12 protein-coding genes are annotated in these 16,372 nt (G+C 76.4%); 7 read left to right on the top strand and 5 right to left on the bottom strand.

Annotation, left to right across the window (positions count from 1 at the left end; all coding sequences use genetic code 11):
* Positions 1 to 45: 45 nt before the first annotated feature.
* Entirely contained in the window at positions 46 to 438 is a 393-nt protein-coding gene (locus tag ABZ854_RS14865; RefSeq protein ID WP_361209697.1) for a VOC family protein, read from the top strand.
* Positions 439 to 474: 36 nt separating this feature from the next.
* Here the strand turns inward: ABZ854_RS14865 and ABZ854_RS14860 are convergent, their stop codons facing one another.
* A complete protein-coding gene (locus tag ABZ854_RS14860; protein ID WP_361209694.1) occupies positions 475 to 1,149 on the bottom strand; it encodes a MarR family transcriptional regulator in 675 nt (224 codons plus the stop codon).
* Entirely contained in the window at positions 1,146 to 2,822 is a 1,677-nt protein-coding gene (locus tag ABZ854_RS14855; RefSeq protein ID WP_361209691.1) for an FUSC family protein, read from the bottom strand. The genes ABZ854_RS14860 and ABZ854_RS14855 overlap by 4 nt, the downstream gene beginning before the upstream one ends.
* Positions 2,823 to 2,999: 177 nt before the next feature.
* Here ABZ854_RS14855 and ABZ854_RS14850 point away from each other — a divergent pair, with 177 nt between their 5' ends.
* From ABZ854_RS14850 to ABZ854_RS14835, 4 genes are all read left to right on the top strand, one after another.
* Entirely contained in the window at positions 3,000 to 3,566 is a 567-nt protein-coding gene (locus tag ABZ854_RS14850; protein ID WP_361209689.1) for a DUF5134 domain-containing protein, read from the top strand.
* A gap of 140 nt (positions 3,567 to 3,706) precedes the next feature.
* Positions 3,707 to 4,645, top strand: a complete 939-nt coding sequence (locus tag ABZ854_RS14845; protein ID WP_361209686.1) for a M56 family metallopeptidase — start codon at positions 3,707 to 3,709, stop codon at positions 4,643 to 4,645.
* A gap of 39 nt (positions 4,646 to 4,684) precedes the next feature.
* A complete protein-coding gene (locus ABZ854_RS14840; protein WP_361209683.1) occupies positions 4,685 to 5,374 on the top strand; it encodes an HAD-IA family hydrolase in 690 nt (229 codons plus the stop codon).
* A 195-nt stretch (positions 5,375 to 5,569) separates the two neighbouring features.
* The gene (locus ABZ854_RS14835) at positions 5,570 to 6,277 is read left to right on the top strand and encodes a helix-turn-helix domain-containing protein (RefSeq protein ID WP_361209680.1); all 708 of its coding nucleotides are present in this window, start codon (positions 5,570 to 5,572) and stop codon (positions 6,275 to 6,277) included.
* Here ABZ854_RS14835 and ABZ854_RS14830 read toward each other — a convergent pair.
* The 3 genes from ABZ854_RS14830 to ABZ854_RS14820 all read right to left on the bottom strand — a co-directional run bounded on the left by ABZ854_RS14830 (position 6,248) and on the right by ABZ854_RS14820 (position 12,344).
* A complete protein-coding gene (locus ABZ854_RS14830) occupies positions 6,248 to 10,558 on the bottom strand; it encodes a cation-translocating P-type ATPase (protein WP_361209677.1) in 4,311 nt (1,436 codons plus the stop codon). The two genes, ABZ854_RS14835 and ABZ854_RS14830, sit on opposite strands and share 30 nt — an antisense overlap.
* An 8-nt stretch (positions 10,559 to 10,566) precedes the next feature.
* Positions 10,567 to 11,283, bottom strand: coding sequence for a hypothetical protein (locus ABZ854_RS14825; RefSeq protein ID WP_361209674.1), 717 nt, complete (start codon positions 11,281 to 11,283; stop codon positions 10,567 to 10,569).
* Between the two features lie 290 nt (positions 11,284 to 11,573).
* Positions 11,574 to 12,344 carry a PaaX family transcriptional regulator C-terminal domain-containing protein gene (locus ABZ854_RS14820; protein ID WP_361209671.1) on the bottom strand — a complete coding sequence of 257 codons (771 nt, stop codon included), beginning with the start codon at positions 12,342 to 12,344 and terminating at the stop codon, positions 11,574 to 11,576.
* A 76-nt stretch (positions 12,345 to 12,420) separates the two neighbouring features.
* Here ABZ854_RS14820 and ABZ854_RS14815 point away from each other — a divergent pair, with 76 nt between their 5' ends.
* Together ABZ854_RS14815 and ABZ854_RS14810 are read left to right on the top strand one after the other, a co-directional pair.
* Complete coding sequence (locus tag ABZ854_RS14815; protein ID WP_361209668.1) at positions 12,421 to 14,091, top strand: acyl-CoA dehydrogenase family protein; 1,671 nt, start codon at positions 12,421 to 12,423, stop codon at positions 14,089 to 14,091.
* A 204-nt stretch (positions 14,092 to 14,295) separates the two neighbouring features.
* Entirely contained in the window at positions 14,296 to 16,290 is a 1,995-nt protein-coding gene (locus ABZ854_RS14810; protein WP_361209665.1) for a HEAT repeat domain-containing protein, read from the top strand.
* Positions 16,291 to 16,372: the final 82 nt, after the last annotated feature.

Raw genomic sequence — 16,372 nt, 5'->3', positions numbered from 1 at the left:
GGTTGAGGGTAACTCCGGCGCACTGTGGCACTAACGTGCGGATGCATGGTGCATGTACTCAGCAGCCGGACACTTCTGCGGCCCACCGACCCCGAGCGGTCCCGGGACTTCTACGGGAAGCGGCTGGGCCTGCCGGTCTACCGCGAGTTCGGTACGGGTCCCGAGCGCGGGACCGTCTACTTCCTCGGCGGCGGCTACCTGGAGGTCTCGGGGCGCTCGGAGACCCCGCCGTCGCCGGCCGTGCGGCTCTGGCTCCAGGTCGAGGACGCGGCCGCCGCGCACGAGGAACTGCGGGCGAAGGGGGTGGGGATCGTACGGCCGCCGGTGCGGGAGCCGTGGGGCCTGATCGAGATGTGGATCGAGGACCCGGACGGCGTCCCCATCGTCCTGGTGGAGGTCCCGGCGGACCACCCCATCCGGTACCGGCCGGGGATCTAGCCGTACGCGGCCGTGCGTCCGCGTCAGGGGCCCCGGTCAGGTCCGCAGTGCGCCCATCGTGCCCTCCAGGCGGGTGAGCAGGTCGGCGAGGAGTGCGGCTAGTTCGTCCTGGCCCTGGGGCGCGAGGACCGACAGCACGGCCGTCTCGTAGGTGAGCTGTTCGGGGAGGATGCCGTCCACCAGGTCGCGTCCGGAGTCGGTGAGGCGGACGTGGGCGACCCTGCGGTCCCGGGTGTCGCCGCGCCGTTCGACCAGACCGCGCTCGGTCAGCTGCTTGAGCCGCTTGGTGACGGCGGCACCGGAGGAGAAGGTCTCCCGGGCCAGCTCCCCCGGCGTCAGCTCGTGCCCCGTCCGCCGCAGCGCGCCGAGCAGGTCGAACTCGGGCCGGCTGAGTCCGGCCCGGCGCAGCGGGGCGTCCTCGGCCTGCTGGAGGAGGGCGGCACAGCGGTTGATGCGGCCGATGACCTCCATGGGCCCGGTGTCCAGCCCGGGGTGCACGGTCCGCCACTGCCGGACGACGGCGGCGACGGTGTCGCCCTGGGCACCGCCCTGCCCGCGCGGGGCACGTCCGCCGGACCGGCGGCGTCCGGTCCCCGGCTCCCCGCCCGTCGCCCCGCCGGCGCCGGGCACCTCGGCCGCGGCCCGTTCGGCGACCGGCCGCTCCCCGCCCGCGCCGCTGTCCGCCTCCGGCTGTCCGCTGGTCGCCGTCATGGCCGTACGTCCTCCGTCGTGCTGCCCGTGTTCCCGGTCGACGGCACGAGACCCTGGCGTCGTGCCGTCGCCGCGAGCGTACGGTGTGCCGACTGTTCGGCGAGCACGACCCGCTCCTCGGGCAGGGCCCGCTGCCACCACTCGCCGGACGCGGCGTCGGCCGTGGCGCGCAGGTCGGCCGCCGCTGCGGCGAGGGCGCGGCGCGCGGACTCCAGGGACCGCGGTGCCGGGTAGGGCTCGGCGAGCAGCCGGGCGGCGTGCTCGCGGGCGCGGTCCACGGCGGCCAGCGCGTGCTCGATGCGGTCGCCGGCCCGCCGGTTGGTGACGGCGACCGCCGCGACGAAGCCCACCAGGGCGCCGACGAGGGTGTCCACGACCCGCTCGGTGATGAGCCGGCCGGGGTCCTGGGCGCGGGCGAACTCGGTGACGAGCAGGGCCATCGGCGTGACGCACACGGTGCCGAGCCAGTAGTTGCGGCCGATCAGCGCCTCCGCGCCGAAGTTGAAGGCGAGGCAGCACAGCACCAGGAGCACCGGGTGCAGATGGGCGAGCGGGGCCACCGCGGCGAAGACGAGGACGCCGAGGACGTTGCCGACGACGCGCTGGACGCCCCGGTTCCAGGTGAGGCTGACGTTGGCCTGGTAGAGGGAGGCCGCGGTGACCAGGGCCCAGTAGGGGCGGCCGACACCGAGGGCGAGGGAGGCGTATCCGGCGAGGGCGCAGCCGATCGCGGTCCGCGCGGCCAGGGGGGCGAGCGGGGCGAGGACGTGACGCGGCGGGCGCCGGGGCCCGGCGAGTTCGGCGTCCACGCCGAGGAGTTCGTCGGCGGCGTCCGGCAGGATCTCGGCCCGGGGCACCCGTCCGGTGCCGCGCAGGGCACGGGCCCAGGCGCGCAGTCGTTCTGGGTCGGTGTCGGCGGGGGCGGCGAGGGCTACCTCGGCGCGGACGAGGAGGCGTTCGAGGGCGCGCCGGGTGCGGTCGGGGCGGGTGCCGACGGCGAGCAGCGACTGCCAGGCGGCGTGCACGGCGGCCGCAGCGGTGGCGCGGGCCCCGACGTGGGCATCGGCGTGACCCGCGCGGGTGCCGCGGGTGGCGGCGTACGCGGCGGCCGCGTGCAGGGCCCGCGCGGTGGCCCGGCGCTCGGGGCCGTGCGGGCGGAGCAGGCCCGGGGCCATGCAGACCAGCCAGGCCCAGGCGCCCGCCGCCAGGGCCAGTCCGACGTGACTGGGCACCTGGCCGAGGGTCTGGGGCACGAACAGCGAGGCGGAGCTGATGAAGACGAGGACCACGTGCCCGGGCGGACCGATCCGGGTCGCGTCGCAGGCGGCCTTCTGTACGGCGGCCATGAGGGCGCCCACGGTGACCAGCAAAACGCCGTCGGTGGTGAGCGACGCGGCGACCAGGGCGACGGCGAGGCCGACGACCATGCCGAGCACCACCCCGGCGAGCGCCCGGGCCCGGGCGGCGTAGGGCCGGTTGTGGCCGTAGAGCGCGCACAGCGACCCGGCCATCGTGTACATGGCCAGGTCGAGCCGGCCGAGGGCCAGCAGGGCGAGGGTGGGCGGGGCGACCGCGACGACGGCGCTGAGCGCGGGCTTGAACCAGATGTCCGAAGGCCGCCCGAGGCGGAGCACCCCGGTGAGCGGAAGACGGTGGCGGGTCGCGTTGCTCATACCTTCAAATTTAGCATGTGTTTTACCCGTAAAGCATCACCTCTCGCCGCGCCCGCACCGGCCCTCACCTGCCGTGCTCCGCCGCATGCTCCCCGTGTACACCCTTGCGCTCGCGTGTGCCCCGCCCCGCGTGGGCATCGCTTCCCCGGACGGACCGTCGAGCGGGGGAGGACGCGCGTGCACGGACCGGTGTCCGCGAGCTGGCTGCTGGTCGCGCTCTGCGCGGCGACCGGTGCGTACTGTCTGCTGCGCATGCGCAGCGAGGTAGAGGAGCAGCGGCGTGCCGCGGGCGGCGAGGCGCTGATGGGTTTCGGGATGGCCGCGATGGCCGTCCCCGCGGCGGTGTTCAGTGCGCCGAGGTGGGTGTGGCCCGTGTACGCGGCCGTGTTCGGCGTGGCCGCGCTGCGCGCCCTGTGGGCCGCCCGCACCGGCCCGCACCACCTGCACCACCTGGTGGGCACCTCGGCGATGGTCTACATGTCGCTGGCGATGGCCTCCGTCTCCGGTGCGCACCATGTGCACGGCGCCGCCGGGGCAGCCCCGGTGACCGGCGTCCTCCTCCTCTACTTCGCCGGTTATGTACTGCTGGCCGGCGCCCGCCTGGTCCCGACGGCCTCGGCGACCGGCCCGGTGGCTGCGGCGACCGGGCCGGCGGCCGTCCGCTGGGGCGACCGTCCGGAACTGGCGCGCGCCTGCCGCCTGTCGATGGGCATCGCCATGGTCGCCATGCTGCTGACGATGTGAGCGACGGCCGTACGGCGTTCCCGTGCGGCGTCCCGCGACCCGCGGCGCCTGCCGTTCCGCAAGCGCGACCGGCGTTGCCTGCGTCACTTCGCCGCCGTGCGCCGTACCGCCGGGGGCCCCGCGCTCATAGGGTGCTGCCCATGATGGTCCCCGTGGCCCTGTTGCTGCTCGGCGCGCTGACCGCCGTGGCCGGGCCCAGGCTGCTCGCGCGGGCCGACTGGGCGGACCGGGAGCCGGTGGTCGCGCTGTGGATGTGGCAGTGCGTCGTAGCGGCCGTACTGCTGTGCTGCGGGCTGTCGATGACGCTCAGCGCGGCGGCGGCGTGGCAGGCGGTGCGCGGGCAGGTGTTCGCGACGGCTCCGCACGCGGTCGTGGACGCCTACGCGTTCGGCACGGCCGGTCCCTGGGCGGCGGCGACCGCGCTGGCCCTGCTCTGCGGCGCCCTGTGGAACCTGGCGATGCTGGTGCGGGAGGTCGTACGGTCCCGGGCCCGGCGGCGCGCGCGGCGGGCCGAACTCCTCGTGCGTGCCCCGCTGTTGCCCGGAGAGGAGCCCTCCGGGGGCCGGCTGGTCATCCTGGAGGGCGAGCGGCCCGACGCCTGGTGGCTGCCCGGCGCGACGCCCCGGCTGGTCGTCACGACGGCCGCGCTGCGCCGGCTGAGGGGGCGCCGGCTGGACGCCCTGCTCGCCCATGAGCAGGGGCACGCACGGGCCCGGCACGACTGGCTGCTGCACTGTTCGGCCGCGCTGGCCGGCGGGTTTCCGCAGGTGCCGGTGTTCGCCGCGTTCCGTGACGAGATGCACCGGCTGGTCGAGCTGGCCGCCGACGACACCGCCTCCCGGCGCTTCGGCCGTCTGACGACCGCGCTGGCCCTGGTCGAACTCAACGAGGACCGGGGCGTGTTCGGGCCCGCCCCGGCTCCGCACGCCGAAGTGCCGCGGCGGGTGCACCGGTTGCTCACTCCCCCGGACCGGCTCCCCGCCCTGCACCGGCTGCGCCTGACGGCGACGGCCGCGCTGGTCCCGGCGCTGCCCGTCCTGGTGGCGTTCGTCCCGGGGCTGCGGGCACTGGGGTGCTGACGGCCCGGGGGACGTGGGAGCCCGGGTAGAGTCCGGCGCATGACCGCCGTGCTGTTCGACTTCTCGGGCACCCTCTTCCGTATCCAGTCGACGGAGTCCTGGCTGCGCGCCGGACTGCACGAGGCGGGCCTGGTGCTCCCCGATCCCGAAGTGGCGGCGACGGCACGGGCGCTGGAGGCGGCCGGGGCACTGCCCGGCGGGGCGGCACCGGCCGAACTGCCGGACTCCCTGGCCCCGCTCTGGGCGGTCCGGGACGAGAGCGCGGAGCTGCACCGGGCGGCGTACACCGGCCTGTCCCGGCGGGTGCCGCTGCCCGACCCGAAGCTGCACGACCTGCTGTACGACCGCCACATGCTGCCCTCCGCCTGGTCGCCGTACCCGGACGCCGCCGAGGTGCTGGGCACGCTGCGCGGACGCGGGATCGGTGTCGGAGTGGTCAGCAACATCGGCTGGGACCTGCGGCCGGTCTTCCGCGAGCACGGCCTGGACCCGTACGTCGACGCTTATGTGCTGTCGTACGAGCACGGCGTGCAGAAGCCGGATCCGCGGCTGTTCGAGGCCGCCTGCGCGGCTCTCGGCGCCGATCCCCGGCAGGTGGTGATGGTCGGGGACAGCAGGGAGGCGGACGGCGGGGCGGCCGCGCTGGGCTGCCGCGTGCACTTCGTGGACCATCTGCCGGTGACGCGGCGGCCGGACGCCCTGCGACCGGTGCTGGAGCTGGTGGGGTGAGCCACCCGGCGAGCGACCGGCGAGCGACCGGCGAGCGACCGTACGCGAGGCCACGGCCCCCGTCCGGTGGCCGGCCGTCCGGGGCGATCCCCCGTGTCGCCCCGGCCGGACCGGACCGTGGTGCGGGCTCCGCGCACGACGGGGCCCCTGCGGTGAGTATGGTTGGCTGGCAGCCAGTCAACGCAGGAGTACAGGATGTCCCCGCGCAGCGCATCGGTCAATGAAGAATTGCGGCGGCGTTCCCGCGAACGACTGCTGCAGGCCGCCGTCGAGCTGGTCGACGAGCGGGGGTTCGAGGCGACCACGCTGGGCGACATCGCGGACCGGGCCGGTTCGGCCCGCGGGCTGGTGTCGTACTACTTCCCCGGCAAGCGCCAGCTCGTGCAGTCCGCCGTCCACCGGCTGATGCACCGGACGCTGGAGGAGGCGCTGGAACGGGAGCCGCGGACCGAGGACGGCCGGGAGCGGCTGGCCCGGGCCATCGACGCGATCCTGGGCCTGGCCCGTGACCGGCCCGTTCTGATGCGCCAGCACATGGCGGGCCTGCTACAGGCCGAGGGCTTCGTGCAGTGCCCGGAGCAGCGGCGGCTGTCCGAGCTGCTCACCGACACGGTCGCCCGGTACGGCTCCCCCGACCTGGCCGCCGACTACCCCATGCTGCGGGCCCTGCTGATGGGCGCGGTGTTCGCGGCCCTCGTGCCGGGCGTGCCGATGCCCGTGCCCGAACTGCGGGCCGAGCTGTTCCGGCGGTACGGGCTCGACTGGGAGCTGGGCGTGCCGCCCGAGCGCGACACCGGGACGCGGGAGCGGGACCTGTCGCGGTTCTTCGCCACGGAGGAACGGCACAGCGAAGGGAAGGATCCCGGTCCGCGCTCAGGGCCGGCCCGTCGGCAGCAGTCGTAGGACCGTCTCCTCCAGGCGGGGCAGGGCCCGGCCGCTCGCGAGGGCGACGGCGATCGACGCGGCGACGCCCGCCCACGCGACCGGGCCCAGCGGGGTGCAGCCGAGGATGCGGCTGAGTCCCGGCGTCTGGATCACGGCGACGAGGGCGGCGGCGGAGCCGAGGGACGTGACCCGGACGAGGGTGCTGTCGCGGCGGTCGAGGAGGGTCTGGGCGAGCTGGGTGCCGACCACGCCGCACAGGGCCATCGTGCCGGTCCTGCGGGCCGTGCCCGGGGTGAAGCGGCCGATCAGCCATGCGGTGAGGGCGCCCAGGCAGGTGGTCAGGGCGCGGTGGCGGATCTGCCGGATCAGGGTGTCGCCCAGCACTCCGCCGGCCGCGTCCTCGGGGGTGGCGATGTCGGTCGGTTCGGCGTCCTCCGTCACCGCCACGGCCATCGACGGGAACAGGTCGGTGAAGAGGTTCACCAGGAGCATCTGCCGGGTGGAGAGCGGGGCCCGGCCCGACAGCAGGGTGCCGATGATGCCGAAGCCGACCTCGCCGGCGTTGCCGCCGATGAGGATGGCGATGGCGTCGGCGACGCTGTGCCACAGGGCGCGGCCCTCGCGGACGGCGGCGATCAGGACGGTCAGGTCGTCGTCGGTGAGGACGATGTCGGCGGCGTTGCGCGCGGCGGCGGAGCCCCGGGCGCTGATGCCGACGCCGATGTCGGCGGCCCGGATCGCGGCGGCGTCGTTGGCGCCGTCGCCGACCATGCCGACGACCCGGCCGGCGTCCCGCAGCGCCTCGATCACCTGGAGCTTCTGCTCGGGCGCGACCCGGGCGACGACACCGGCGTCGCGGAGCATCCGGGCGCGGGCCGAGCGGTCGGCGGCGGTGAGCTGGTCCCCGGTCACGACCTCGGTCTCCTCCGGCCAGCCCAGTTCGCGGGCGATGGCGCGAGCGGTCTGCGGATGGTCGCCGGTGAGCATGACCGGCCGTACGCCTTCCTCGCGCAGGCCCCGCACCAGCGCCGTGGACGTCTCGCGGGGTACGTCCGACAGGGCCAGCAGACCGGCGAACTCCAGGTCCTCCAAGGGCGCTTCGAGGACGTCCGCCTCGTTCTCGCCGTCCGTCAGACGGCGCCGGGCCACGGCGAGGACACGCAGTCCGTCGCCGGCCAGCGCGTGCGCCGCCCCGGTGGCGTGTTCGGGAAGGTCCGCGCAGGTGGGCAGGACGGTTTCCGGAGCGCCCTTGACCACGAGGGTGCGCGGGCCGTCGTCCGTGCGGCCGACGGCGGCCGCGTAGCCGCGGGCGGCCTCGAACGGCAGGCCGTCGAGCTGGGTCCAGCCGGGGTCGGGTCCGGCCGCGTCGAGGACGGCCTCGTCGGTGGCGTGCACCGGGCGGTCGGAGCCGCCGTCGACCACCGGGCAGGCGCGCGCGGCGGACCGCAGGGTGTCCGCGGCGGCCGCGTCGTCCACGGGCCGTACGGTGGCGTCGGCGGTGCCGATCCGCACGAGGCGCAGCCGGTTCTCGGTGAGGGTGCCGGTCTTGTCGAAGCAGAAGGTGTCCATGCGGCCCAGCGCCTCCAGGGTGCGCGGGGTGCGCACCAGCACGCCGCCCCGGCTCAGCCGCCGGGCCGCCGCCAGCTGGGCGACCGTGGCCACCAGCGGCAGCCCCTCCGGGACGGCGGCCACGGCGACGGCCACCCCGCCGCTGACCGCCTCCCGGACGGGAGTACCGCGCACCAGGGCCAGACCGGTCACGGCGGCGCCGCCGGCGAGCGTCAACGGCAGTGCCTTGCGGGTGAGTTCCTGCAGCCTGGCCTGGACCCCGCCGGCCGGGGGCGTGCGGGCTGCCAGGTGGACGGCGCGGGCCGCCTCGGTGCTGTCCCCGGTGTCGACCACGACGCCGTGCGCGCTGCCGGCCACCACGGTCGTGCCCTCGAAGACCATGCACCGCCGGTCCGCGACCACCGCGTGCGGGGTGGCGGCGGTCTGCTTCCGCACCGGCAGGGACTCCCCGGTCAGCGCGGACTCGTCGATCTCCAGGCCGTCCTCCCACAGCAGCCGGGCGTCGGCGGGGACGACGTCGTCCGCCTTCAGCTCGATGACGTCGCCGGGCCGCAGCCGGCCCGCGTCCACGGTGCGGGTGCCGCCGGCGGGTGCCTCCTCCTCCGGGGGTGCGACGCGCGCCTGCCGCTTCTGTTCGGCGCGCAGCCCGGACAGGGCCTGCTCGGCGCGCATCCGCTGGACGCCGCCGACGAGGGCGTTCAGGTCGAGGGCGCCGACCACGAGCAGCGCGTCCACGACGGAGCCGAGGATCGCCGACGCGGCGGAGCCGACGGCGAGCACCGGGGTGAGCGGATCGTGCAGTTCCTCCCGGACGGCCCGGCCGAGCCGCACGGTCCACCGCGCGGGGCCCAGCACGGGATGCCGTACGGCGGTGCGGGCGGCCGTGCGGGCCCCGGACGTCGCCTGCTCGAAGGCGGAGGGTTCGGCGGCCGGGTCGTCGCCCAGGCGTTCCCTGGCCTCCCGCGCCTCCAGTTCGTGCCAGTGCACGCGGGGGCGCGGGTGCGGGGGGCGGGCCGCGGCCACGCCGAGGGCGGAGCGGGCGCCGGACAGCAGAGCGGTCGCCGCGCCGGCGTCGACCGGGGCGTGCCGCAGGCCGGGCAGGACGGCGAGGCGGCCGCGGCCGCGGCCGCTGCGGGACTCGCCGATGGCGACGAGGAGCCCGGAGAGCGCGGCGCCGGACCGGGCCAGGCTCTGCGCGCGGCGGCCGACCGTCCGGGCGGCCGGGATGGCGGTGAGCACCCGCCACACGTCGGGCAGCCCGTGCGGGGCGAGGAGGTCCGCGCCCCAGACGACGGCGCCGTCCTGGTCGGTCAGCGCGACGGCGACGTCGCTGCCGCGCAGTCCGGCGAGGACGTCGTGCTCGGTGGCGGACCGCATCCGGGCGACCGTGAGGACGGTCCCTTCGTCGCCGCGCGCCCCGTACACCACGTCGTCGAGCGGGCGCCGGGCGTCGACGACCTCGTCGGCGAGGCCGGTGAAGTCCTCCAGCACCGGGTCGTCGACGAGGACGACGCGCAGGCCGGCCCGGCGGGCCGCGTCGAGCACGGCCTCGGTCCACGGGTCGGCCTCGCCCTCCGCCGTGCGCAATGCGCTCGGGTGCAGGACGACGGTGTGCGCCATCTCCAGCTGCCGCAGCCGCTCCGGGTCCCGTACCAGCACGCCGGTGCGGGACAGCGCGGTACTCAGTACGGCGTGGAAGGCGGCGGGGCCGTACCGGGCGGCCTTGGGGGAGCCGGCGAGCACCGCCTCCGCCGCCTCGGTGCCGTCGTGCTTGACCAGGAGGGTGGCCGCCGCGCCCAGCAGACTGCCCGCGGAGGCGTGGGAGGCGTACTCCTGGGCCGGCGACTCGCGCAGCGGCGGGCGCGGGCAGCCGTCGGCGGCGACACTGACCCGGTCGGGCGCGCACAGATCGTCGTGCACCGCGTCGAAGGCGGCCGCGCGGGCCACCGTCTCGGCGAGCTGGCAGGCGCGCAGGGTGCCGTCGAGCACCAGCGAGGTGGGCGTCTGGCCGGCGCCGTGGGCGGCGGCGTTCGCGCAGGCCAGCAGCAGGTCCGTGCGGGACGCGCCGATCCGCGCGCGGAGGAAGGAGCGGAAGCGCGGGTTCTCCCGCAGCAGAGTGACCGCGGCCGTCACGACCCGCGGCGAGGCCGGCAGCCGCAGGGCGTAGGCGGTGAACCCGGCGGCGATGCCGAGGACGTCGGCGCCGAGGGTGGCCGCCGCAGCGCGCACCCCGGCCGGGTCGGCCGGGTGCGTCGGCTCCTCGGGATCACCTCCTGCCAAAGCCAGCCCGTGCCGTTCGGCGAGGTCGGTCGCACGGTCCATGACCCGGTCGGCGGCCTCCTCCTCGGTCACGCTCACCACCAGACGGGCGAGCCCCTGGTCCCAGTACGCGAAGACGACGTCCGGGTGCTCGGCCAGCGCCGAGGCGACCCGGCGGGCCAGTCGGCCGGTCCCGCCGGCACGGCGTACCCGCTCCGGTTCGGCGGGCCGCAGCGGCAGGTGTGCCCGCGCGCCGGACCGCCAGGGCGCCTCCGCGCCGGAGAGCGCGCCGCGCGCGACCCGGGCCACCCGCCCCGCCGTGTCCGCGCCGCGCACGCCGGCCCGCGCGGTTCCGGCCACCGCCCCGGCGGCCAGCCCGACAGCGGGAACGGCCGCCCGCGCGACCGCCCCGGGGAGCGCTTCCGCCGCTCGTACGGCGGCGGAGGGTGCCGTCAGCAGTCCGAGCACCATGGTCCTCCTCAGAGCACGGTGCGGCCGGGCCGCGCGGTCGGACCGAGGGGACCGGTGGAGGGTTTGGGCGAGGGCGGCGGGGCGTCGCCGTGGGCGCCTTCCGGCTTGTGGTGGCTTGTGGGTGAGGTGGCGTCGGTGTGCGCGGTGTCCGTGGTGGCAGCAGGCGCAGTGCCGGGCCCCGACCGGAGGGCCGCGCTGCCGATGTCGTGCGGAACCTCCGTTCGCTCGGCCTGGGCCCGCGCGACGGCCTCTTCCTCCACGGCGCCCTCGGTGACGGCCTTGTCCATGACCGCCTGCCGGATCGCCGCCTTCCCGGCCGGGGTCCGCTCGGCCGGTCCGTCCACTGCGGTGGGCGTCCGCGCTGCCGTTCCGGCCGTCTCGCTGGGCGTCCGCCCGGCCCGCGCGTCCGTGCCCACCGACTCCGCGCCCACCGACCCGGTGCCCGGCTGCTCCGTGCCCGGGTGGTCGACCGGGCGCGGCTGAGTGAGCCACGCGACCGCGGCACCGGTGAGCGCGACCGGCCATTCGACCACGCCCGTCACGCCGAGCACCCCGGCCCCGGCGTACACCGCGATCCGGCGGCCGCGGGGCGAGACGGCGCCGATCCTGTCCAGGGTCTCCTCCGCCGCCCTGCCGACCGGGCCGGCGCCGGGCACCCGCCGCAATGCCGAGGCCGCGCCGCGCAGGGGCGCCGTGAGGGCCGACGACGACTTCTGCTCAGCCATGACTCTCCTCGGGTGGAGCACCAGTGGTGCCCACCGAGTGCCCGCGACGGCGTGGGTCATCCCACCTGGTCATCGCGCCCTTCTCGGCGGAGGAGGCGCCAGCCGCACGCCCGTACGCCCGTACGACAGCCGCGTCGTGCCGATCAGGGGTCACTCCTGGCCACTCCCCTGCCGCCCCCACCGCTCCCGGCCCACGGCTCGCGGCTCGCGGCTCGCGGCTCGCGGCTCGCGGCGAATGCCGCCCTCGTGGTCACGCTCGCCCCAGGCCGCGGTACGGGTGCGCGTGCGCGTCACGGCGTTCCGCCGGCCTCCCCTTCGCCCAGCCCCGCCGAGGCGGCCAGTTCGGCCCGGTAGCCGGCGTAGGCGGCGCGCAGGGCCTCGCCCGGCCAGTCGGGGGGCAGGAGTCCGGCCGGCAGTACGGGGTCCGTGAGCAGGTGGCGGACGGCCGCGGCGAAGGCGGTCAGGGAGTCGGCCGGGTCGTGGGAGCCGGCCACCCGGGCCAGCAGGGTCCGCGCGGTGGCCGCCCAGTCCTCCAACCGCCACAGGCGCGCCACCAACTCACGCGGGGGCTCCTCCGGGCGCGCGGTGTACGTCTGCGCCACCCTGGCCAAATCCCCCGGCAGCGGCCGGTCGAGGTTGGCCGGGCGCAGCCACACGCCCTCGCGGAGTTCGGCCAGCCGCAGGGCCGTCAGACGGGCGCGCAGGGCGGCGCGTTCGGCGGGCTCGCGGCCCGTCGCGGTGATCACGACCATCTCCCAGTCGCCGGCCCACGCGCGCGTGCGGGGACGCACCGCGTCGTCCTGGCGGCGCTGGCGGGCCAGCAGCCGGTCGCTGAGGCCGTAGACGCCGTTCGCGCGCCGCAGGTCACCGGCGGACACCATCCGGCTCAGTGCGGCCCGCAGGGTGGAGCCGCCGACCCCGAACGGTTCCACGAGCCGGACCAGGTCCTTCACCGGCAGCCGTGGCGGGTGGGTGCCCAGGAGCAGGCTCAGCACGACCGACCGCGCCGACAGCGGCCGCAGGCCGGCCGTGTCCGTCTCCACCGCCCCGTTCGTCCGCATGGGCACGTACTGTACGTCCCCCTCCCCTTCATGTTGCACTCTTGCTACGGCCGCAGCAGGAGTGCAACATGACCGTATGGACTCCACTTCCGCGCAGTCGCCGTCCTCGTCGCCGTACGCCACCCACGAGGTCACCAACCAGGCCCCGCCCCTGCCGCCGTACGACGCCTCGGACGACCGTGCGCTGCTGGAGGGCCTGCGCCGGGAGGGTGCCGGCTGGGCGGAGGAGGACGTCCGGCGGCTCGGGCTGCGGGCCGGCAGCGCGCAGGCCCAGGAGTGGGGCGAGCTGGCCAACCGCAACGAGCCGGAGCTGCGCACCCACGACCGGTACGGCAACCGGGTCGACGAGGTGGACTTCCATCCGAGCTGGCACCACCTGATGCGCACCGCCGTCGCCGAGGGCCTGGCCGGGGCGCCGTGGGCGGACGACCGTCCGGGCGCCCACGTGGCGCGTACGGCCGGCGGGCTGGTGTGGGGGCACACCGAGGCCGGGCACGGCTGTCCGACGTCGATGACGTACGCGGCTGTCCCCGCGCTGCGCGCGACGCCGGAGCTCGCCAAGGTGTACGAGCCGCTGCTGACCAGCCGGGAGTACGACCCGGAGCTGCGCGTACCGACGGAGAAGGCGGGTCTGCTGGCCGGGATGGGGATGACCGAGAAGCAGGGCGGCTCGGACGTCCGGACGAACACCACGGTGGCCACGCCAACCGCCGAGGCGGGTGTGTACACGCTGCGCGGGCACAAGTGGTTCACGTCGGCGCCGATGTGCGACGTCTTCCTGGTGCTGGCGCAGGCGCCCGGCGGCCTGTCCTGCTTCCTGGTGCCGCGCATCCTCCCGGACGGCGGCCGCAACCCGTTCCGCATCCAGCGGCTGAAGGACAAGCTGGGCAACCGGTCCAACGCCTCTTCCGAGCCGGAGTTCGACGGCACGGTGGCCTGGCTGGTGGGGCCCGAGGGCCGGGGCGTGAAGACCATCATCGAGATGGTCAACTGCACGCGCCTGGACTGTGTGATGTCCTCGGCGACGCTGATGCGCAAGACGCTCGTCGAGGCCGGTCATCACACGCGGTACCGTGGCGCGTTCGGCGCACGGCTGATCGACCAGCCGCTGATGCGCAACGTCCTGGCCGACCTCGCCCTGGAGTCGGAGGCGGCGACGACCCTCACGCTGCGGCTGGCCGGTGCGGCGGACCGGGCGGTGCGCGGGGACGCCGGGGAGAAGGCGTTCCGGCGGATCGCGACCGCCGTCGGCAAGTACTGGGTCACCAAGCGCGGTCCGGCGTTCACGGCGGAGGCCCTGGAGTGCCTGGGCGGCAACGGCTACGTCGAGGACTCCGGGATGCCGCGCCACTACCGGGAGGCCCCGCTGCTCTCCATCTGGGAGGGCTCGGGCAACGTCAACGCGCTCGACGTACTGCGCGCGCTGGGCCGGGAACCGGACACCACCGAGGCACTGTTCGCCGAACTCGCCCTCGCGCGCGGGGCCGACACCCGCCTGGACGAGACGGTGACCTCCCTGAGGCGGCAACTGGCCGAAACGGACCAGATGGGCGCCCGCCGGCTGGTCGAGCGCATGGCTCTCGCCCTGCAGGCGTCGCTGCTGGTGCGGTACGCCCCGCACCCGGTGGCCGACGCGTTCTGCGCGACCCGCCTGGGCGGCGACTGGGGCCACTCCTTCGGCACCCTGCCCGCGGGGGCCGACCTCGGCACGATCCTGGATCGCGCCCTGCCCGTCCGGGAGGGCTGACCGGCCCCGTCCCTCCCCTGGGCGCGGGCGTCCCCGAAGCGGCCTCGCCCGGCCTAAAGCACCTCCCTCCCGGGCGAGTTGTGCCGGCAACGCGGTTGGCCGGTGACCGATGACGGATCGCACACAGTCAGCGCGCGGCTCCGCTTCGTTGTCAGTGGTGTGGTGCACACTCGCGATCAGTGGCACTCGCCTGGGGAGGACAACGTGTTCACGGGGATCGACGAGGTCGACTGGGCTTCGCTGCGGCACGCGTACGGCAGTGCGGAGGACGTGCCGCCCCTCCTGCGGGGGCTGGCCTCCGCGGACGCCGTCGAGCGGGAGACCGCGCTCGACGGGCTGTACGGCGCCGTGCACCACGAGGGGCGGGTGTACGACTCGACGCTGGCCTGCGTGCCCTTCCTCTTCTCGCTCGCCGTGCGTGCGGAGGTGCCGGACCGGGCCGGCATCGTCGAACTGCTGGCCAGCATCGGCGCGGGAGGCGCCGGAGCAGCGGGCGGGGGCGCACCGGCGCGGGAGGCGGTGTCCTCGGGCGCCGAGGCCTTCGTACCGCTCGCCGCCGACGCGGACGCGCGCGTGCGCCGGGCGGCGGCCGGCGCTCTCGTACTGTTCCTAGACGACCGGCCCGCGCGGGTGCTCGGCCTGCTGCGGCAGCGCCTCCTGGTCGAGCGGGACGACGCGGTCCTGCTCGCCGTCACCGAGGCCGTCGGCCTGTTCGCCCGCCGGCATCCGGGCCACGCGGCGCCCGCGGTGGATCTCCTGGCCACGCGGAGCGCCCCGCCGTACGGCCCGGGACTGCGGCTCGCCGCGCTCGGCCAGCTCGCCCGCATGGCCCCCGACCGGCTGTCTGCCGGCCTGGTGCCGACGGCCGTACGGCTGCTGCGGGAGCGGTCCGCACTGCGCGCCGCCGAGTCCGGCGGGCCGCGGGAGGACACCCTGGTGGCGCGGATACGGCGGCTGCGGCCCTCCGACGAGGAGGGTTCGCGTCTGCTGGGCACCCTGCACAGCGTGCTCGGCGACCGGGTGGACGACCGGATCGCCCTGCTCACCGGGCAGTTGACGAGCCCCGACCCCAGGGACCGGGGCAACGGCGTGTGGATGTCGGCGGGGCTGTTCCGCGGCCTGCGCGCGGACCACCGCCGGCCGGTGGCCCTCCTCGGCGCCCAACTCGCCTCGGACCACGCCTGGTTACGCGACGCCGCGGTCTCGGTCCTCGCCGAGCTGTTCGGCCTGGCGGCACCCGCCGCGGACGCGCTGCACACCCTGGTCACCGCCCGGCCCGACCTGTGGACGCAGCGCTGGGACGGCGGCCCGCCGACGCTGGGCGGCCCGCTCAGAGCCCTGGCCAGGAGCGGGGACCAACGGGCCGTCCCCGTCCTCGCCCAGGTCCTGGACAGCACGGCCGTACCGGTCGACCTGGGGCGCGAGGTGGTGCCCCTGGGCCGCGCGGCGGCTCCACTGGCCCCGGCGCTGCGCCGCCGCCTCGGCCTCATACCGCTGGACGACCCCGCGGCCGCCCGGCTCGCCCGGCCGCTGCTGGCGGCCGTCGGTGCCGTCGGGGACCGGGAGGCCGTACCGGAGGTGCTGCGGCTGCTGTCCGGTGGACCCGACGGGCCGGGTGGGCTCGACGGCATCGCCGGGCCGGCGATCGCGACCCTGGAGGCGATGGGGGCGGCGGCGCAGGCCGCGCCGCTGCTGCGGCGGTTCCTGCACACCCGGCACGCCGCCGCCGCGGCGAGTGCCCTGTGGTCGGCGGAGGGCGACGCGGCCGCCGTACTCCCCTCTCTCCTCCGGGAGTTGACAGAGCGCCGGCAGGGAGGGCGCCGTCCGGCCGCCGAGGTGCTGGGCAGACTGGGCCCCGCCGCCCGCACCGCCCTGCCGGAACTGCGCCGGACCGCCGAGTCCGGGCGCGCGACGGAGCGTGCGTGGGCCGCCTGCGCGTGGGGGCGGATCGAGCCGGACCCGGAGCCCGTGCTCCCGGTGCTCCGGACCGCCTGGACGGAGGACCCCGCCGCGCGCGGCCCGATCGCCGGCTGCCTGGCCGAGATGGGTCCGTCCGCCGCCGCGCTACGGGACCTGGTGGCGACGGAACTCGCCGCCGTCCGGCGCCACAACGCACGGGAGACCGGCCACGGCAGCCACGACATCGCCGAGGACGAGGCGCTGTTGCGAGCGTGCCGCGAGGTGATGGCGGCGCTGTAGGCGGCCGCCGGAGCCCGGCGACCCACTGCGCATCGCGGGCGGCGGGCGGGCATCGGGGTCGCGGTCGAACTGGTCGACGTGC

This window comes from Streptomyces sp. NPDC047028 (assembly GCF_040644095.1).
Taxonomy (GTDB): Bacteria; Actinomycetota; Actinomycetes; order Streptomycetales; family Streptomycetaceae; genus Streptomyces.
The sequence above is the reverse complement of the archived record's forward strand: the minus strand, read 5'-3'. Positions and strand labels throughout refer to the sequence as shown.